The following is a 19006-nucleotide window of genomic DNA, read 5'->3' as shown; positions in this document are numbered from 1 at the left end:
CGGATGCAAGGAACAAGGAAAGGCCAAGCCCGACGCGTATTCCGCATACGCGAGGGTTTGGCCTTTCCGCAGTGACGCCGCAGATGGCGCCTTTTCAGCGCCCCGACCAGGGAGGGCTCCTCGCCCTCCCTGGACCCTCCCCGCAAGGGGTTACCCCTTGACCTTCCTTCGCTCTCGATATGCCGGCCGACGAACACGGGCGGCCTGGGCGTGAAAAGCCGCCGAAAAACGGCGTCCCCCGTTTCTCAGGGCGCTCAAAAAGCGTCAGATGCAAGGCTCAAGAAAAGTCCAAGCCCGACGCGTAGTCCGCCTACGCGAGGGTTTGGACTTTTCGCAGCAACGCAGCAGATGGCGCTTTTTCAGCGCCCTGACCACGCGCCCCTCCCTGGCCCCTCCCACGCGAGGCTAAGCCTCGACCTGTTCCGCTCATGGCACGCTCGGCCCCTGCGTCCCAGGCAACCCGGGCGTGAAAAGCCGCCAAGAGACAACAACCTTCTCTCTCAGGGCACTCAAAAAGCGTCAGATGCAAGGCGCAAGAAAAAATCGCGCCCGACGCGTATTGCGACATACGCGAGGGCGCGATTTTTTCGCGGCGACGCCGCAGACGGTGCCTTTTCAGCGCCCTGAGCTAACGGAGTTTGCGCCCGACCATGTCGGCGGAGTCGAGGACAGTGTTCACGTACATTTCACTGTGGTTGTAGCGCCACACGGCCTTGCGCCGGGCGGAGGCGTACTTCTTGCCGGTGCGGTAGCCGCTGGCGTGCAGGTAGCGGGCGATGCTGAAGACGGCGTCCTCGAGGCAGAAGAGGTCCACCTTGCCGTCGCCGTTGCCGTCCACCCCGAGCTGCACGGCCGAGGAAGGCATGAACTGGCAGAGCCCGATGGCCCCGTAGACCGAGCCGGGTATGGTCGCGGCCTCGCGGCCGCAGCTCTCGGCGTAGGACAGGAGCGCGGCCAGCTCCTCGAAGGCCCACTGGGCCTTGTCGGCCATGCGGCCCATCAGCCACTGCCGCTGCTCGGGCGTCACGGTGCGGCCCTCGAAGGCCGGGGCCACGTCCTGCCAGGAAGCGGTCGCGGCCATGCTGGACAGGGCCACGAAGGCGTTGTGCCCGCCGAGCGAACGGCCGTAGCGGGTCTCCACGTTCAGGATGCCGAGGACCGTGGCCGGAGGGATGCCGTACTGCTTCTCCGCGGCCTTGAAGAGCTTCCTGTGGCTGGAGTAGAGCTTGGCGGCCTCGTTGATGCGCTCGGGCGTCAGGGCTCCGGTGTAGACCGGGCGCTTCGCCTGCGGCTTCTCCGGGGGCGGGGGCGGGACCACGAAATTCGCGGGCGCGTGCTCGGTGGCGGCGTCGAGCCGGTCGAGCAGCTTCCAGGTCGGCCAGCCGTTCACGCGCAGCCCCTCGTGGAGCTGGAACGCGCGCACCGCGGCCATGGTCTGCTCGCCCACGCGGCCGTCCGCCTCGCCCTGCATCCAGCCGAGCGCGATGAGCCGCTCCTGCACGCGCTGGTACATCCAGTCGCGGTACTTGATCTCGTAAAGGGTGCGCATCTTGCGCCCCATGACCATGGGGTCGTAGACGGTCTCGGGCCGGTCGTAGAGGGCGGCCACGCGCTCCGGGTCATGGCCCAGGGCGGAGAGGCGGCGCACCAGATCGGGCCAGGGCGAGGCCGAGGCCTGCGCGGGAGCCTGCCCGGAAGATGCGGCGGCGCCTTCCTCGGCCGGGGGAGGCGAGGCGTCCTCCTCCGTGACCGGAGCGGCCGCGGCGTCGGCCTGGTCCGCAGACTGGGCGGACTGGGCATCCGTCCGGGCGCCCGTCTGGGCGTCGGCCCCGGCCTGGGCGGTGCGGGCCCCCGAGGGGTCCGAATCCTTGCCCTTGGCGCAGCCGAAAGTCGCGAACGCCAGCAGGAAAAGAAGAAACGCGAGGGAACAATAGCCCAGCGCGCGTGCCGAAAAATACATCCCTTTGTGCAGACGCGGCTGCGCCACGAAAACCTCCTCGCCTTGCTGCAGGCGTTTTACGCAGTGTAAGAAAGCCGCCTCAAAATGCAACTCCTTTCCACGCACCCCACGTTACATTCGTGATGCATGCCGTCGCATCCGCAACTATAGAATCATGCCATGCATTCCGCCCGGCAGGCGCAACCGCCCGAGCGGCAGTTCGTCCGCTCCCGGGCTAGCCCTCTTCGGCCGCCGCCTCGCGGCCCTCCCCGCGGCGCTCGCCGCCATCCGGCACGACGGGAAAATGTTCGAAGGCGCGGCAGTGCGACCATTCCGCATGCTCGCGCGTGATCGGGAAGGAGCGGCACTTGAGGGGCCGGTGCTCGTAGATGCCGCAGCCCCGGCCTCCTCCTGGCAGGGCGCGCAGCCAGGGGCAGCGCTTGAAGAACTTCCCGGTCTTCGGATTCTTCCAGGCCGTGTAGAGCGTGTGCCCCGCCCGCTCCTCCACGCCCACCAGGCGCAGGATGCGGTAGAGGCCGAGGCTGCGCCACCAGGCGACCTCCTCGTACGAGAGGCGCCCCCGGAAGGCGTCCGGCATGGAGGTGCAGCAGGAGCCGCACAGGCGGCAGGCGAAGCCCGCCGGCGGCATGAGCGCCACGCCCGCGGCCTGGGCGGCCAGGACCTCCGGCGCGAGGCCGAGCAGCGCGGCGGCGGCGGCGAGCGCCGCCTCGAGGTCGGCGCCGCGGTCGCGGGCATTATAATGATAGGCGGGCGACGGATAGCGGACCTCGCCGGGCAGGTCGGCGCGGCCGCAGACCGTCCAGACGACCCCGGTGAGCCGGTCGCACGTCTCGCGCAGCGTGAAGCCGCGCTTGAGCAGGAACTTCTCGAGCGTGGACAGGCAGAGCCCGAAGGGCCCCTGCCCCATGCCGGGGCCGAGCGCCTGCCCGGCCCCGCCTCTATCCCGTGAAACCTCTTCCTGGAAACGATCCTGATCCTGGCGCTCGGACATGGGCGCTCTCCTCCTGTGCAGCACGGAGCGACTCGCCGGGCACGCGGCCCGGCCCCGGAACCGGAAGAAGGGGGAGGCCCCTAGGGGCAGTTTTCGGAAACGAAGAGGACGTGGACCATGAGCGATGCTCCGCCCGAAAGAGGTTGGCCCGGCCGACGATCGGAGGGCGAGCCGGATATAGGACCGAACGATGCCCGGCGCAAGGGGTCCTCTCGATCCTTGCTGCGCCTTGACTTACGGACATCGGCCCGCGCTTCCCTTTGACGGCCGCAGGCCTTCCGGCTACAGTGCGCCTTCGCGGGATTTCCCCGCTGTTTTTCGGCACGTCCTCTGGCCTTGTCTTTCTTTGCAAGGAGCCGATGCAATGGAACAGTTCGCGCGCTTGCAGCGCCTTCCCCCCTACGTCTTCGCCACGGTCAACGAACTCAAGATGCAGATGCGCCGCCAGGGCGAGGACATCGTGGACCTCGGCATGGGCAACCCCGACGTTCCCACTCCGCAGCACATCGTGGACAAGATGTGCGAGGCCGCGCACAAGCCCATCAACCACCGCTATTCCGCCTCCAAGGGCATCAAGGGCCTGCGCCTGGCCATCGCCAACTGGTACCTCAGGCGCTTCGGCGTGGAGATCGACCCGGACACCGAGGCCGTGGTCACCATGGGGTCCAAGGAAGGCCTGGCCCACCTCATGCTGGTCATGCTCGCGCCCGGCGACGTGGTCTTCGCGCCGGACCCGGCCTACCCGATCCACCCCTACGCCGCGATCATCGCCGGGGCGGACGTGCGCCGCATCCCCATCGGCAAGGACCGGGACTTCTTCAAGGACCTGGCCGTCGCCACGCAGCAGACCTGGCCCAAGCCCAAGCTCCTGGTCATCAACTACCCGCACAACCCCACCGCGGAGACCGCGGATCTCGACTTCTTCCAGGGCATCGTGGACTACGCCAAGGAGAACAAGCTCTGGGTCATCAACGACCTGGCCTACGCCGACTTCGGCTTCGACGGCTACGAGCCGCCCTCCTTCCTGCAGGCCAAGGGCGCCAAGGACGTGGGCGTGGAGTTCTACTCCCTGACCAAGGGCTACTCCATGGCCGGCTGGCGCATCGGGTTCTGCTGCGGCAACCAGCAGATGGTCCAGGCGCTCACGCGCATCAAGTCCTACCTGGACTACGGCATCTTCCAGCCGCTGCAGATCGCGGCCGTGGCGGCGCTGAACTCGCCGCCGGAGTGCCCGCGCCAGATCGTCGGCATCTACCAGGACCGCCGCGACGCGCTCTGCGAAGGGCTCGAGCGCATCGGCTGGGAGATCGACCTGCCCCGCGCGACCATGTTCGCCTGGGCCAGGATTCCCGAGGAGTTCAGGCACATGGGCTCGGTGGAGTTCGCCAAGATGCTCCTCAAGCAGGGGCACACCGCCGTAGCGCCGGGGCTCGGCTTCGGCCACTACGGCGACGACCACGTGCGCTTCGCGCTGGTGGAGAACCGCCAGCGCATCAACCAGGCCGTGCGCGGCATCAAGAAGGCTCTTGGGGGCTAGCGTGGGCAAACCCGTCGTCATCGGACTCGCCGGTCTCGGCACCGTCGGCCAGGGGCTCGTGCGCATCCTGGCCGAGAACGCCGACTGGATCAGGCGGCGCATCGGCCACGACATACTGCTGAAGCGCGCGGTCGTGCGCGACCTGAACAAGCCGCGCGGCGTAGAGCTGCCCGAAGGCACCGTGGTCTCCGACCGCCTCATGGACCTGGTCGAGGACCCGGAGATCGAGGTCGTCTGCGAGCTCATGGGCGGGCTTTCCGCCGCCGAGGAGCTCATGCGCGCCGCGCTCGCCGCGGGCAAGCACGTGGTCACGGCCAACAAGCACCTGCTGGCCGAGCGCGGCCAGGAGCTCTTCGCCCTGGCGGGCGAGCGGGAACGCTGCCTCTACTACGAGGCCTCCTGCGTGGGCGGCGTGCCGGTGGTCCAGGCGCTCAAGGAATCGCTGGCCGGAAACCGCATCGTGAAGCTCACCGGCATCATGAACGGCACGGCCAACTTCATCCTCTCGGAGATGACCAGCAACGGGCTGGACTTCGAGACCGCCCTGGCCGAGGCCCAGGCGCTCGGCTACGCCGAGGCCGACCCGTCCTTCGACATCGACGGCATCGACACCGCGCACAAGCTCGTGCTGCTCGCGCGCCTGGCCTACGGGCAGCACTACCCGCTCTCCGAGCTGCCCGTGCGCGGCATCCGCGACGTCTCGCGCGAGGACATCGCCTTCGCGCGCGAGTTCGGCTACCGCCTGAAGCTCATCGGCCAGGTGCGCGAGGTGGACGGACGCCTGGAGGCGGGCGTCTTCCCGGCCCTGGTCAAGTACACCTTCCTGCTGGCGCGCGTGGGCGGCAACTACAACGCCGTGCGCATCGAGGGCAACGCCGTGGGGCCGATCATGCTCCACGGCCAGGGCGCGGGCGACCTGCCCACGGCCTCGGCCGTGCTGGCGGACATCATGGCCATCGCCCGCGACGCGAGGAAGCCGAACAACACCGGCTTTCCGGAGAACCCGCTGCCCGCGGCCCCGATCCTTCCCCCGGAGGACGCGGAGAGCCAGTACTACTTCCGCTTCCGCGTGGCCGACAGGCCGGGCGTCATGGCCGCCATCACCCGGGTCATGGCCGACCGCGACATCTCCATCGCCCAGGCCATCCAGAAGGGCGAGGAGGGCGCGTCGGACGTCTCGCTCGTGATCATCACCCACGAGGCCCCGGCGCGCATGGTGCACGACGCCCTGGCGACCATCGACGCCATGGACTTCGTGACCGCGCCCACGGTCAACTACCGCATCCTCTAGCGTTCCCTTTCCACGGTCGCGGCCGCGCGCGGAAGTCCGCGCGCGGCCGCGACCGCATTCCGCTCCCATTCCGCAGTATTGCCCAGGACCGGCAAACCGCCTACAAGAAGGATGGAGGGACCGCCGCGCCCCGCGGCTCCCCGAGACCGGCGGCGGACATGGCACGACAGAGCGAGACCGAATACCACGTCGCGGTGGAGCAGCTCCAGCCGGGCGTGTTCATCCGCCTGGACGGGGCATGGTTCGAGCATCCCTTCCTGTTCAACAAGTTCAAGATCAAGAACTGGGAACAGATCAATACCCTGAAGAAACTCGGCATCGACAAGGTCGTCTACATCCCGGAACGCAGCGACCATCTCCCGCTGCGCCCGGCCGAGGCCGAGGCCGAGTCGGGCCACCACCTGGGCGCGCGCCCGGAGGTGCCGCCGGAGCGCGACGCGGCCGTGCAGTTCCTCTGGCAGCTGAAAAAGGACCGCATCGCCAAGCTGAGGCAGAAGCACGAGAGCCTGAAGCGCTGCAAAAAGGAGTACGAGGCGGCCCTGGCCCGCATGCCCGGCCTGCTGCAGGGCATCTTCTCCGGCACCGAGGAGATCGTGCGCCAGGCGGGCGACACGGTGCACGCCATGGTCGGCACCTTCCTCGGCGACACCGACGCCATCGTCAACATCCTCACGGTCGCGGAGCAGGAGGAGACGCTCTACAGCCACTCCCTGAACGTGGCCGTGCTCTCATTGATGCTCGGCCGCACGCTCGGCCTGTCCAAGGCGGAGATGCACTGCCTGGGGCTCGGCGCCCTGCTGCACGACGTGGGCAAGATGCGCATCGACCGGCGCATCCTGCGCAAGAAGGAAGCGCTGACCAAGCCAGAGCGGGAAGTGGTGCGCATGCACCCGCAGTACGGCGTGGAGACGGTGGCCAAGGCGGCTGGCTTTCCGGTCGAGGCGGCCGAGGTCATCGCCCAGCACCACGAACGCATGGACGGCTCGGGCTATCCGCGCGGGCTTCCCGGCAAGTCCATCCGCAGGCTCGCGCGCATCGTGGCCATCGCCGACGTCTACGACAACCTGTGCAACAACGCCCAGGCCGTCCCACAGGGCGCGGCCGAGGCCATGACGCCCTACCAGGCCCTGGCGCACATGTACACGCGGCAGCAGAACCTGCTGGACATGGAAATCTTCGCGCTCTTCATCCATTCCCTGGGCATCTACCCGCCCGGGACCTTCGTCAGGCTCAGCAACGGCATCCTGGCCATGGTCATCGCGGTCAACCCGGCCAATCCGCTGAAGCCCTCGCTCGTGCTCTACGACGCTGAGGTGCCGCGCGAGGAAGCCGTGATCTTCGACATGGACGACGACCCGGACGTGAGCGTCGCCGCCACCCTGGAGCCGGTCCAGGTGCCTGCCGACGCCGTCGCCTACCTCAACCCGGGCATGCGGGTGACCTACTTCCCCGAGCAGGGCGCGCGGCCAGCCTAGCACCGGGGTCTGCCGGAGCGTCGCGCGGCGCACCCGCCACCGGACGACCTTGCCTTTCATGCCTCGGCCCGTTATGTCCTCCGCGACAGACGACGCGTTTCCAGGACAGAAGAACAGATGAATCCCTCTGAGCCCTCCGCAACGGCCAAGTCGCGCCTCCTGATCGTGGACGACGACCCCGAGGCCCGGCTGCTCCTGCGCGTTGCGCTCGCGCCCCACACCGAATGCGACGAGGCCGGATCCGGCGAGGAGGCCCTTTCGCTGATCCGGGATTCCCTGGACCGGGGGGCACCCTACCGCGTGGTCATCCTCGACGTGCTCATGCCGGGCAGGGACGGGCTCGCGACGCTCGAAGACATCCGCAGGATCGAGGCCGAACGCCGCGTGCCGCACGGCGAGCGCGTGGACGTCCTGATGGCCACGGCAGTGGACGACGCGGACAAGATCTGGAACGCGCACCTGCAGGGACTCGCGGCGGGCTACCTGGTCAAGCCTCTGCGTACCGGCATCCTCCTGCGCCGCCTGCGCGAGCTCGGCGCCATCGCCTGACCATCACCTGACCATCGCCTGCCTTCCGGCAGTCACCGCCCCCCCTTCCCTCCAATGGCCTAGTAGTCCGGCGGCCCGTCCTCCGGGCAGTGCCGCTCGGGCATGGCGCCGCCTTCCTCGGCGGCCTGCTCTTCCAGCGGTTCCACGTGGATGGACACGTTCATGGCGGGCAGGATGCGCTTGAGCTCGTTCTCCACGTCGCAGCACACGTCGTGCGCCCGCTTGACCGTGGTCTCGCCGGGCAGCAGGAAGTGGAACTCCACGAAGCGCTGCCGTCCCGATTTGCGGGTCCGCAAGGCGTGGATCTCCGAGCGCTCCGGACCGATGCGGCGCACGGCCTCGACGATGGCCTCCTCCTCTTCCTCGGGCAGGGAATGGTCCATGAGCCCGCCCACGGAACGGCGCAGCAGCTCCCAGCCCGTATGCGCGATGTTCACGGCCATGATCGCGGCCAGCAGGGGATCGAGGAAGCCCAGGGTGGGGGCGAAGAGCAGGATGGTGAGCGCGGCCACCAGTCCGGCCGAGGTCCAGACGTCGGTCATCAGGTGGCGCGCGTCGGCCTCGAGCACGATGGAGTCGTACTCGCGCGCGGCGCGCAGCATGACCCGGGCCACCCCCCAGTTGACCGCGGCCGCGGCCACGGCGGCCAGAAGGCCCGGCCCCAGGTGGGCCAGCGTTGCGGGGTGCAGGAAGCGGTCGACGGCAGCCCCTGCGATGCCCACCGCGGCGCACAGCACCAGAAGGCCTTCCATGCCCGAGGAGAAGTACTCGGCCTTGCCGTGGCCGTAGGCGTGCCGCTTGTCCGGCGGGGCATGGGCCACGGTCAGGGCGATCACGGCGATTATGCCCGCGCTCAGGTTGACCAGCGATTCCATGGCGTCCGAGAGCAGGCCCACGGACGAGGTCATGTACCAGGCGCCGAACTTGAGGATCAGCCCGATGATGGAGGCCGCCACGGAAAGCATGGCGTAGCGTCTGACGGAAGTGACTTGCATTCACGGCTCCTTGCCCTGGCTGTATACCAGCCACGCGAATACGGTCCAGCCGTGAGAACAAAAATCGTTTGCAACACACATTGCCAATGGCAGCCAGGTACTATATTTTATATTCTATTTATCTATTCAAACACAAACCTTCGGATAAATTCCAATGAAAACAGGCGATGTCTCAGTCACTGAACTAATGCGAGATATTCTAAATGATTCTGCATTATTATCAGAATTGATCCCAATTTATGGTGGATTTTTTTCAAACAGCCTTGAAAGGGTCGCGAGAGCGATTGAAAAACGTAGGCTCAGATTTTTCCTTGAGGAAATAAAAAGATGTGACTGCACCATACCGAAAGATATAGTAGAAAGTGAAGAATTTGTTCATGCATTTCTATGCACATCCGAGTATGTGAATAGAACATTAAGATTAGAAAAAATTACTATACTCGCCAACGTTTTCAAAGAATACTGCAAATCGATAAACAGAAACAACATTTCTGACAACACAGACAAATTAGAGTATATTCTTTCACTTGTTAATGACCTTGGAGTTGTGGAAATAAAATTGCTCAACTTACTTGAAGAATTTGAAGAAAATGCAATAAGAATTAATTCTAGTTTTAAGAAAACAGAACCTGATAATGAATACCATTTGCAAATGCGACACGAAATGGCAATACTTCTTGGAGTTACACAAGACAAAGTAATTCCTTATCTTGTGCGGCTTTGTCGTACTGGTCTCTGTGCGGAAATATCAGGGAGCTTTTGAGATTATGGAGGAGGATCCTTCTATACAACAGATTTATATAAAGAAATAAAAAACTGGATTCTCACTGCGTCAGATGGGGTTCCGGAAAATACGCCCTAGCAGAGTACGCCGAGCTTGTCCCGGAGCAGGGCGTCGAGCTCGATGGCGCCCAGAGGCTTGGAGAAGAGGAATCCCTGGCCGCTCTCGCACTTGAGCCCGGCCAGGAGCGTCAGCTGGGACTGCTGCTCCACGCCCTCGGCCACCACCTCGAGCCCCAGGCTGTGGGCCATCTTGATGATGGTCTTGACGATCTCGCGGTTGCCGCGCGCGTCGTCCATCTTGAGCACGAAGCTGCGGTCGACCTTGAGGCAGCTCACCGGGAAGCGCTGCAGGTAGGAGAGCGATGAGTAGCCCGTGCCGAAGTCGTCGATGACCACGTGCACGCCGAGCTCCCTGAGCGCCAGGATCACGGCCGCCGCCTTCTCGGCGTCGGACATGATCACGCTCTCGGTCAGCTCGAGCTTGAGCGAATCCGGGCGCACGCCCGTCTCGGTCAGGATGTCCCGCACCTCGCCGACGAAGCGCGGACGGCCGAACTGCATGCCCGAGATGTTGACGTTCATGGTCAGCCCCGCGGCCGCGGGGTAGCGCTTCTGGACGTCGGCCAGCTTGCGGCAGGCCTCCATGAGGACCCAGTCGCCCAGCGGCACGATGAGCCCGGTCTCCTCGGCCACGGGGATGAACTCGAGCGGCGAGATCATGCCGAACTCGGGATGGTTCCAGCGCGCCAGGGCCTCGAGCCCCTTTATCTCGCCGCTGCGCAGCGAGACGATGGGCTGGTAGTGCACCTCGAGCTCGCCCTCGTCGATGGCCCGGCGCAGGTCCATCTCCATCTGCAGTCGTTTCCGGGTGACCTCGCGCATGGTCTCGCTGAACATCTCGTAGCGGCCGCCGCCCTGCTCCTTGGCCAGGTGCATGACCGTCTCCGCGTCGCGCAGCACCTGGCCCGCGTTCTCGAAGATCTCCGAGCCGCAGACGATGCCGATGGACAGCGACATGACGATCTCGCGGCGGCGCAGGCGGAAGGGTTCGAGCACCTGCTTGAGGACGCGCTCGGCCACGAGCCTCGCCTCGTCCTCGCAGCGCACGTCCTCGAGCAGCACCACGAACTCGTCGCCGCCGAAGCGCGAGAGGGTGTCCACGTCGCGCATGACGTGCAGCAGGCGGTGGGCCAGGGCCATGAGCAGGCGGTCGCCCGCCACGTGGCCCAGGGTCTCGTTGATCAGGTTGAAGCGGTCCACGTCCATGTAGAGCAGCGCGTAGGAGGAGGCCCCGCGGCGCTTGGCCCGGCGCACGGCCATGTTCAGCCGGTCGAGCAGCAGGGCGCGGTTGGGCAGCGCGGTCAGGGGATCGTGGAAGGCGTGGTGGGAAAGCTGTTCCTCGAGCTCGCGATAGGCCGTGACGTCCTCGTGCACCACGAGCGCCCCGCGTCCTTCGGGCAGATCGAGCGGGGTGACGCGCATCAGGAACCAGCGCAGCCCCTCGGAGGTGGACACGGGATAGCGCAGCTGGCAGCTGTCGCGGCTGCCGGAAAGGACCTCGGCGATCTCGTCCTGCCCGCTCGCGCAGGGGCCGCTCGGGCCGGGAAGGCAGACGCCGAGACAGCGCTCGCCCACCTTGCAGCGCAGCGGCACGCCCTGGGCCGACACGGAGAACCCGCTCCAGGCCCGGTTGGCGTAGCGCACCGTGCCGTCCGGAGCGAGCACGGCGACGTGCGCGCCGAGGGCGTCCAGGGCCGTTTCGGAGAACACGGTCCGAGCAGCCCCGGGTGCCGTGTCCGTCTCGGTGGCGATGTTCTCCCCGTCCTGCATGGTTTTCGAGATATGCCCACGTTTGCCCGGCTCCGTCAAGCGGACCGCCGCCCGGAGACCCGCGGCCTCGCGGGGCTTTCCTCCCGGCCGGGCTTGGGCTAGGGTCTTTTCCCGCCGCGCTTCACGGCGCGAGCCCACTGCAAAGGATGCAGCATGAAATTCGTGGCCCTGATCGCCGACGGCATGGGAGACTGGCCCGTCGAAAGCCTGGGAGGCAGGACGCCGCTCGCCGCGGCCCGGACGCCCGCGATGGACGCCCTGGCGGCCTCCGGCCTGGTGGGCACCTGCCGCACCGTGCCCGAGGGGATGGCCCCGGGCTCGGACGTGGCCAACATGGCCCTGCTCGGCTTCGACCCGGCCCGCCACCACACCGGGCGCGGCCCCATCGAGGCCGCGGCCCAGGGGCTCGAGGCCGGTGACGACGACCTGATCTGGCGCATGAACCTGGTCACGGTGGAGAATTTCGGCCCGGACGGGACGATGCGCGACTACTCCGCCGGGCACATCGCCACGCCGAAGGCCGCGGCGATCGTCGCGGCGCTCAAGGAACGGCTCGACGACGCGACCTTCACCATGCACGCGGGCGTGCAGTACCGCCACCTGCTCGTGCAGCGCGACGCCGCCGCCGGGTCCGACGCGGGGCTCTGCCCCCGCCCGCCGCACGACATCCTGGACAGGCCCATCGCCCAGGATCTGGCCGAATACGCCAAAAACCCCGCGCTTTCGCGTCTGGTCGGCGAGGCGGCCGGGCTTCTCGCGGACGGCATGGGCGGCGCAATCGACTGCGGCGCGGCCAACGCCGTCTGGCCCTGGGGGCAGGGCAGGCCGCTGCGCCTGCCGCGCTTCGAGGATGCCTTCGGCCTCAAGGGTGCCGTCATCTCGGCCGTGGACCTGGTCAAGGGGCTCGGCCGCGCCTCGGGCATGGAGGTCATCGACGTGCCCGGCGCCACGGGCCTGCTGGACACGAACTACGAGGGCAAGGTGGACGCGGCGCTCGAATTCCTGAAGCGCGGGGACTTCGTCTTCGTGCACCTGGAAGGCCCGGACGAGTGCGGCCACGGCGGCGACGCTGCGGCCAAGACCGAGTCCGTGCGCCGCTTCGATTCCCGCGTCGTGGCCCCCATGATCCGCGCCCTCGCGGACGAGGACGTCGTCTTCCTGGTGACCTGCGACCACCTGACGCCCATCGCCCTGCGCACGCACCACGGCGATCCCGTGCCCTTCCTTCTCTCCTGGAGGGGCTGCCCGACACCGTCCGGCCTTGCCGCCTTCACCGAGGAGACCGCGGCCTCCACCGGGCTGCGCGTGGAGCCCGGGCACACCCTGCTCGCCTGGGCGCTGGCGCAGGCGGGCGCGGCCGGACGCTGAACCCGCTTTACAGCGGCCCGCAGCAAGGCTATCCGAGGACGATGAGCGCCGCCTCGAACCTCTTCGCCGCCCTGCCCTCGCCCGCCGAGGCCGAGAGCTGGGCCGCGTCCAACATGCTCGGCCCCGGCGCGGTGAAGCAGTACGCCGCGCTCGCGGTCATCGTCGTGCTCTCCTGGCTGCTGGCCGCCGTGCTGCGCAAGGCCGTGGGCCGCTGGCTCGGTCGCTTCCTCCCGCACGACGGGGAAGACGGGCTGTACGGGCGCCTCGCCAGGGCGTTCCTGCGCAGCCTTCCCGAGCTCCTGGGCGTGCTCCTGTGCGCCGTGGGAGAGGTCTTCTTCCGCGAGCACAAGCTGCCCTTCCCGCTGCTCGACACGGCCCTCATCCTGGCCGCGGCCGTGGCCGCGACGCGCTTCGCGGCCGCCCTGCTGAGCGACGTCTTCCTGCGCCGAAGCCTCATGGTCCTCATCTGGTTCACGGCCCTCTTGTCCATCGCCGGGGTCAGGAAGGAGGCCCTGGACGTCCTCGACTCCGTGGCCCTGACCTTCGGCGACATCCGCCTCTCGCTGCTCACGCTGCTCAAGGCCCTGGTGCTGCTCGGCGTGCTCCTGAAGATCGGCACCTGGGCCACGGACGCCGTGGACAGCCGCCTGCAACAGAGCCACAGCCTGACGCCCTCGGCGCGCGTGCTCTTCTCCAAGCTCTTCCGCATCACGGCGCTCGTCGTGGCCGTGGTCATCCCGCTGGACAGCCTGGGCGTGAAGCTCACGGCGCTTACCGTGTTCAGCGGCGCCGTGGGCGTGGGCGTGGGCTTCGGCCTGCAGAAGGTCATCGCGAACTTCGTCTCCGGGCTCATCATCCTCACGGACAAGTCCGTGCGGCCCGGCGACGTCATCGAGGTGGGCGGGGTCTACGGCTGGGTCACGGACCTGCGCGCCCGCTTCGCCACCGTGCTCACGCGCGACGGCACGCACTTCCTCATCCCCAACGAGGAGCTGATCACCAACCGCGTGGTCAACTGGAGCTACGGCAAGCCGGACGTGCGGCTGAAGATCCCCGTGGGCGTGAGCTACGAGTCCGACATCCGCCAGGCCATGCGGCTCATGGAGCAGGCCGGCGCACAGACCGGGCGCGTCCTCTCGGTTCCGCCGCCCGCGGCGAGGCTGATGGGCTTCGGGGACAGCTCGGTGAACCTCGAGCTGCGCTTCTGGATAAGCGATCCGCAGGGCGGAGTGGCCAACGTCAAGAGCGACGTCATGCTGCGCATCTGGGACCTCTTCCGCGAGCACTCCATCACCATCCCCTTCCCGCAGCGGGTGGTGACCCTGAAGACGGAGGACGGCCAGGCCCGGGCGGATGCCGCGGCAAAGGCCGCGAACGACGCGAAGAAGCCGTCCTGAGAAGGGCCGGGCGCTGTCCGGCGCCGGACACTATCCCTGTATGACTGACTGATTGCGCGAGAGCGCGCAGGCCGGGGCCGGGCGGGGCCGGACATGCGTCCGGCCGCGCACCGCGCGCGTCCCTGTCGTCGGATACGGAAACGGATCGATCGCGCCGCCGGGAAGGCGGCTAGAACTGCCCCACGGCGCCGCCCAGGTCGGGAGCCAGGGCGAAGACCGTGGTGAAGCCCGAGAGGTCGAAGACCTCCTGGATGTAGTCGCGGGCGCCGCAGATGACCAGCTTTCCGTTCTGCGCCTTGACCTCCCGCGTGGCCTTGAGCAGCACGCGAAGTCCGGCGCTCGAGATGTACTCCAGCTCGCCGAAGTCCAGCACCAGCTTTCGCTCTCCGTCACGGATGCGGCCGAGCAGCCGCTCCTCGAAATCCGGAGATGTGTTGGAATCCAGCCTGCCCGTCACGGACAGGACCACAACGTCCCCGTTCTTGTTCTCGTTCACCTGCATGATTCCCTTCCCTGCCCTTTACGTGCGCTGCATGCGCTTGGTGAGCTTGAGGACGTTGCGTCCCCCCGCCCGTTGATAGTCGATCTCCTGCACCAGACTTTTCACCAGGTGGATTCCCAGCCCTCCGATGCTGCGGCTCTCGAGCGGCCCGTCCATCTCCGGCTCCGGCGCCTGCCGGGGGTCGAACGGCTCTCCGTCGTCCGCCATGACCACGTGCATCGTATCGTCATCGAGCCCCAGGTCCATGAGGATGACGTGATCCCCGCCGCCGGGAAATCCGTAGGTGATGACGTTCGTCAGAAGCTCGTCGAGGATGAGGTTCAGCTCGAAGAGGCTCCTCGGCGTCAGGCCGCATTCCGACGCGAACGCCTCCAAGTGCTCGCGCAGCGTGTCGAGCTCCTGAAGCGAGTTGCGGAGCGTGAAGGTACGACGAACGACGCGTGCCACGTCTACTCCATGGGGAGATACCAATCGAGACTCCTCCCGGCTCCCGAATCCGACGGAGCCGAGGATGCAGCCGCTGCGGCCTTCTTTTGCCAGCAGCCCGCCTCCTCGTCTATCCATTCGGGCACCGAAAGCCTGATGGAGGTGCCGCGGCTGTAGCTGTCGTCGTCCCCGGAGTAGTTCTCGAGGATGAGGCTGACCCGCGTGCCGTCCGGCCGCTTGAGGCTCCACTTCCAGACGCGCAGGGTGCCGAAGGCGTCCCCGCGCCACTGCGGATTGCTCCCGTAGCGGGCCTTGAGCGCGGCCAGGAGCTTGTCGAAGAATCCGCGCGAGCCGTCCTCGTAATTGAACTTCATGCGCACGATGCGGCCGGGATGCAGGCAGTCGCCGTAGGAGACGTAGCCGCTGCGGAATCCCGGCAGAGGCGCGATGTCGACCCGGGAGAGGTACTCCTGGCCCCACATCCGCATCGCGGTGCTCATGAGGACCTTGTCCGCCACCGAGTCGATCTTGTCGCCCAGGCGGATGCCGGCCATGCCGCTCGGCGCCCGTGCGGCCAGGGCCGCCCCGGGCAGGAGAAGGAGAGCGAGCAAGGCCGCGCAGAAAAGACGGGCGAGGCCCCGCCCCGCCACCGTCGTGCCGTCTTTGCGTGAATGCGATGTCATCATGCCGCCTCCTCGGCTTAGGTCCCTACAGCAGGCTCACGCCGCAGTACGCCAGGCATTCCGAGCCCTGGTCGCGCAGGACGTGCTCCTCCCATTCCCCGATGAACTTGACCATGGCCTCGCCGAGGCGTGCATGGATGTCCGGGAACTGTTCGAGGACTTTCGCGAAGCGCTCCCGCGTGAGGACGAGGGCGCGGATCTGCGTCTCGGCGCGCAGGGAGAAGAGGCGGCGCATCTCGCCGAGCAGGCCGAGCCCGCCCAGGAACTCCCCCTCGCCGTAGTCGCGAAGCTCGCGCGTGCCCGTCTCCTCCTCGCGCAGCAGGCGGGCGTTGCCGGAGATGATGTAGAAGGCCTGACCGTCGGCCTCCCCTTCGTGGAAGAGGATGTCCCCGGCGGCGAAAGTCTCGCGCTGGGCGAGGTAGGCCAGGATCTTCAGCGGCTCGAGCGGCAGCGCGGCGAACAGCGGCACCTGCCGCAGGAGTTCGATGTTCTGGGTGAACTCGCACGACTGCTTGGCCGCGCAGGGTTCATTTCTTTCCGTGGACGAGCTCATAAAGGCCCCCCTTCTTGGCCATGAGTGCGGGATACGTGTCGCACTCCACTATCTTGCCCGCCTTCATGACCGCGACCTTGTCGTAGTTCTTGATGATGTCCAGGCGGTGGACGACGGCGACGAGCGTGCTCTTGCCCTTGTAGCGCGTTTCCAGAATATTCTGAATACGCGCCTGGGACTTGTTGTCCAGGGCCGACGTCGCTTCGTCCATTATAAGTATGCGCGGCTGCTTGAGGAAGCAGCGGGCGATGGCGAGCTTCTGGCGCTGGCCGCCGGAGAGCTTGTCACCCTTGCTGCCCACCTGGAACTCCATGCCGAGCGCCACGATGGTCTCGAGCAGGTCTTCCTCGATGAGGAGCTGGATGATGCTCTGGTTGATCTTCTCCTGGTTCTGCGGCGAAAGGCTCTTGGCCTTGCCGAAGAGGATGTTGTCCAGGATGGTCTGCGCGTGCAGGTACTCGTCCTGGCGGTAGAAGGAGAAGGCCCCGGGCCGCTCGTCCTCGATGCGGGCGCGGAAGCGCGCCCGGGCCTCGAGGATCATGTTCTCGACCATGAGCGGCATGCCGACCATCTTGTGACGGCCGGGCGTGAAGTTCAGCGCCAGCTCCACGAGCCTGGCGCGGTCCGCCAAAGCGAGCTCGTAGAGCCTGCTTTTGCCCATGCGCCTGACGAGGTCCTTGTAGTCGTCGATGGCATCGGCCGGAATCGGGCTCTGCTCGAAGAACACCGCGTCCTTGGGCAGATTGCCCAGGATGTCCACAGTGGACTGGGCGATCTCCGCGCCGAGCGCGAGCAGAGGCGCGCCGAGCTGGACCTCGTCCAGGAAGGACTGGAAGACCTCGTTGTGGGGCAGCCGCTCCACGGCCCATTCGGGGTCGGTCGGGCTGCCGAAGGTCAGGTTGGCGGCCACGCTCGAGAAGACCAGGTAGCTGTTCTCCTCGAAGAACTCCACGTTGTCCGCCAGGGCCTCGCCGTAGTCGCGGCGGAAGTTCTCGCGCACGCGGATGATGCGTTCGGCCAGGCCGCTGTCGTCCGTGCCGGGCAGGATGGCGCCCAGGCCGAAGCGCAGCACGTCCACGAAGATGCCGGACTGCTGGAGCACCGCGATCTGGTCGTCCAGGCTCGGCATGTTCTCGCCCTCCACGGGCGCCGCGCCGTGCAGCTCGGCCTCGCAGGCATAGAGCAGGTTGTCGCGGATGGTGCCGGTGAAGATGAAGGGCGCCTGCGAGACGAAGCCGATGTTCTCGGCCATGTCCTGGCGCGAGAGGTCGTCCACCTCCTGCCCGCCGATGCGCAGCGACCCGGAGGTGTACTTGTAGAGCTGGCCGATGCACAGCGCCAGGGTGCTCTTGCCCGAGCCCGAGAAGCCGACCAGCGCCAGGTGCTCGCCCGCGCCGATCTTCAGGTTGATGTCCGAGAGCAGGCGGATGCTGCCGTCGACCACGAAGGACAGCTTCTCGATCTCGATGCGCGGATCGAGCTTCATGGGCGGCCGCCCCTCCGGCTCCATGGCGTGCTCGGGCAGCTCGTCGAAATACTCCAGGGTCCTCGCGTAGCGCACCGAGGAGTCCTGATAGACCTGGTAGAACTCCATGAGCTCCGACCAGGGCTCGAAGAGCTTCTCCTGGGCCGAGAGGAAGGCCACCAGGGCGCCGAGGTCGAACTGGCCCTTGATGATCAGGTAGCCGCCGACCAGAAAGAGGGTGAAGGGCGCGAGGTTGACGAGGAGGTTGTTCACCGCCTTCACGGCCAGCTTGTACAGGTTCCAGATGATGCGCCAGTGCTCCAGGGAGTCGCACTGCGCGCCGAACTTGCGGTTCTCCAGGATGTAGGAGCCGTTGCCGTGGATCTCGTGGATGCCGGTCACGGCCTCGGCGATGCTCGAGGAGATCTCCCGCGTGGCGTCCACGCGGCGCTTGTTGACCCGGTTGGTCTTGCGCTGCAGACGCGGAATGACGAGCAGGATGAAGGGGTAGATGGCCATGGAGATGCAGGCCATCTTCCAGTTGAGGTAGAAGAGATAGCCTCCGAAGGCGAAGAGCGTGAGCACGTTGGTCACGGGAATGCCGAGCGCCATGCCCACGAAGTCGCCCACGGGCACGATCTCCGTGACCAGCGAGGAGACGACCATTCCTGCCTGGGTCTTGCGGAAGTAGTTGAGCGGCAGGGTCAGGATGTGCTCGTAGAGCGCCTTGCGCAGGTCGGCCAGGGCGCGCTGCCCGAGGTGGGTCTGGATGAGGTTGATGACGTACTTGAGCGCGCCCGAGGTGACGACCGCGGCCAGGTAGTAGCCGCAGTACATGAGCAGCAGGTTCAGCTTGCGCTGGCCGATGGCCTCGTTGATGATCTTCTTCTGCAGCTCGAGCGGCAGGACGCGCGCGAAGACCGTGATCACGATGACCACGAGGAGGAGAAGCTGGAGCTTCAGGTTGCTGGCCCAGACCCAGGAAAAAAGCGAGCGCTTGGTGACCGGGACGGTCGCGCGCGAATCGTTCCCCTTCTCCATCCGGTGTTCTTCCGCCTCAGGTTGTCGGCTTGTCGCGTTCTCGGGATGAGCAGCTGTGGATTCGTCTCGTGTATGTAGCCTCTCCTCCCCCCCCTTCGTCAAACGCATTTTTCCCCTGCCTCTGCGGGCCCTGCCGGGAACGGGACGGGGGCTGGACAGA

The 19006-nt window shown here is 66.7% G+C and carries 16 protein-coding genes; 7 read left to right on the top strand and 9 right to left on the bottom strand.

Going from position 1 to position 19006, the window contains the following annotated elements; genetic code table 11:
* Window positions 1–628 precede the first annotated feature (628 nt).
* Window positions 629–1987 carry a lytic murein transglycosylase gene (locus DSX2_RS10605; RefSeq protein ID WP_020881030.1) on the bottom strand — a complete coding sequence of 453 codons (1359 nt, stop codon included), beginning with the start codon at window positions 1985–1987 and terminating at the stop codon, window positions 629–631.
* A gap of 187 nt (window positions 1988–2174) precedes the next feature.
* Entirely contained in the window at window positions 2175–2951 is a 777-nt protein-coding gene (locus DSX2_RS10600; RefSeq protein ID WP_020881029.1) for a YkgJ family cysteine cluster protein, read from the bottom strand.
* Window positions 2952–3315: 364 nt separating this feature from the next.
* On the opposite strand from DSX2_RS10600, the gene DSX2_RS10595 reads away from it, so the two are divergent.
* From DSX2_RS10595 to DSX2_RS10580, 4 genes are all read left to right on the top strand, one after another.
* A complete protein-coding gene (locus DSX2_RS10595) occupies window positions 3316–4488 on the top strand; it encodes an aminotransferase class I/II-fold pyridoxal phosphate-dependent enzyme (RefSeq protein ID WP_020881028.1) in 1173 nt (390 codons plus the stop codon).
* Window position 4489: 1 nt separating this feature from the next.
* On the top strand, window positions 4490–5779 hold the full coding sequence (locus DSX2_RS10590) for a homoserine dehydrogenase (RefSeq protein WP_020881027.1): 1290 nt from the start codon (window positions 4490–4492) through the stop codon (window positions 5777–5779).
* A gap of 158 nt (window positions 5780–5937) precedes the next feature.
* Window positions 5938–7254, top strand: coding sequence for an HD-GYP domain-containing protein (locus DSX2_RS10585; protein ID WP_020881026.1), 1317 nt, complete (start codon window positions 5938–5940; stop codon window positions 7252–7254).
* A 117-nt stretch (window positions 7255–7371) separates the two neighbouring features.
* Window positions 7372–7803: a PleD family two-component system response regulator gene (locus tag DSX2_RS10580; protein ID WP_020881025.1), complete on the top strand. Its 432-nt coding sequence runs from the start codon at window positions 7372–7374 to the stop codon at window positions 7801–7803.
* A 59-nt stretch (window positions 7804–7862) separates the two neighbouring features.
* Here the strand turns inward: DSX2_RS10580 and DSX2_RS10575 are convergent, their stop codons facing one another.
* Window positions 7863–8798, bottom strand: coding sequence for a cation diffusion facilitator family transporter (locus DSX2_RS10575; RefSeq protein ID WP_020881024.1), 936 nt, complete (start codon window positions 8796–8798; stop codon window positions 7863–7865).
* 154 nt (window positions 8799–8952) lie between these two features.
* Between DSX2_RS10575 and DSX2_RS18330 the strand changes: the two genes are divergently transcribed.
* Window positions 8953–9561 carry a hypothetical protein gene (locus tag DSX2_RS18330; RefSeq protein ID WP_152512913.1) on the top strand — a complete coding sequence of 203 codons (609 nt, stop codon included), beginning with the start codon at window positions 8953–8955 and terminating at the stop codon, window positions 9559–9561.
* Window positions 9562–9656: 95 nt separating this feature from the next.
* On the opposite strand, the gene DSX2_RS10570 is transcribed toward DSX2_RS18330, so the two are convergent.
* Window positions 9657–11411 carry an EAL domain-containing protein gene (locus DSX2_RS10570; RefSeq protein WP_020881023.1) on the bottom strand — a complete coding sequence of 585 codons (1755 nt, stop codon included), beginning with the start codon at window positions 11409–11411 and terminating at the stop codon, window positions 9657–9659.
* A 153-nt stretch (window positions 11412–11564) separates the two neighbouring features.
* Here DSX2_RS10570 and DSX2_RS10565 point away from each other — a divergent pair, with 153 nt between their 5' ends.
* Together DSX2_RS10565 and DSX2_RS10560 are read left to right on the top strand one after the other, a co-directional pair.
* Complete coding sequence (locus tag DSX2_RS10565) at window positions 11565–12779, top strand: cofactor-independent phosphoglycerate mutase (protein WP_020881022.1); 1215 nt, start codon at window positions 11565–11567, stop codon at window positions 12777–12779.
* 41 nt (window positions 12780–12820) lie between these two features.
* The gene (locus DSX2_RS10560) at window positions 12821–14176 is read left to right on the top strand and encodes a mechanosensitive ion channel family protein (RefSeq protein ID WP_020881021.1); all 1356 of its coding nucleotides are present in this window, start codon (window positions 12821–12823) and stop codon (window positions 14174–14176) included.
* Window positions 14177–14345: 169 nt separating this feature from the next.
* Here the strand turns inward: DSX2_RS10560 and DSX2_RS10555 are convergent, their stop codons facing one another.
* From DSX2_RS10555 to DSX2_RS10535, 5 genes are read right to left on the bottom strand one after another with little or no spacing between them, the layout of a single operon-like run.
* On the bottom strand, window positions 14346–14678 hold the full coding sequence (locus DSX2_RS10555; RefSeq protein ID WP_020881020.1) for an STAS domain-containing protein: 333 nt from the start codon (window positions 14676–14678) through the stop codon (window positions 14346–14348).
* 18 nt (window positions 14679–14696) lie between these two features.
* Complete coding sequence (locus tag DSX2_RS10550; protein ID WP_020881019.1) at window positions 14697–15125, bottom strand: ATP-binding protein; 429 nt, start codon at window positions 15123–15125, stop codon at window positions 14697–14699.
* Window positions 15126–15127: 2 nt separating this feature from the next.
* Entirely contained in the window at window positions 15128–15787 is a 660-nt protein-coding gene (locus DSX2_RS10545; protein ID WP_152512917.1) for a hypothetical protein, read from the bottom strand.
* Between the two features lie 25 nt (window positions 15788–15812).
* Window positions 15813–16340: a cyclic nucleotide-binding domain-containing protein gene (locus tag DSX2_RS10540; RefSeq protein WP_020881017.1), complete on the bottom strand. Its 528-nt coding sequence runs from the start codon at window positions 16338–16340 to the stop codon at window positions 15813–15815.
* On the bottom strand, window positions 16315–18846 hold the full coding sequence (locus tag DSX2_RS10535; protein ID WP_020881016.1) for an ABC transporter ATP-binding protein/permease: 2532 nt from the start codon (window positions 18844–18846) through the stop codon (window positions 16315–16317). The genes DSX2_RS10540 and DSX2_RS10535 overlap by 26 nt, the downstream gene beginning before the upstream one ends.
* Window positions 18847–19006 lie beyond the last annotated feature (160 nt).

The sequence above is a fragment of the Desulfovibrio sp. X2 genome (assembly GCF_000422205.1).
GTDB lineage: Bacteria > Desulfobacterota > Desulfovibrionia > Desulfovibrionales > Desulfovibrionaceae > Alkalidesulfovibrio.
This window is presented reverse-complemented; position numbering and strand designations above follow the sequence as displayed.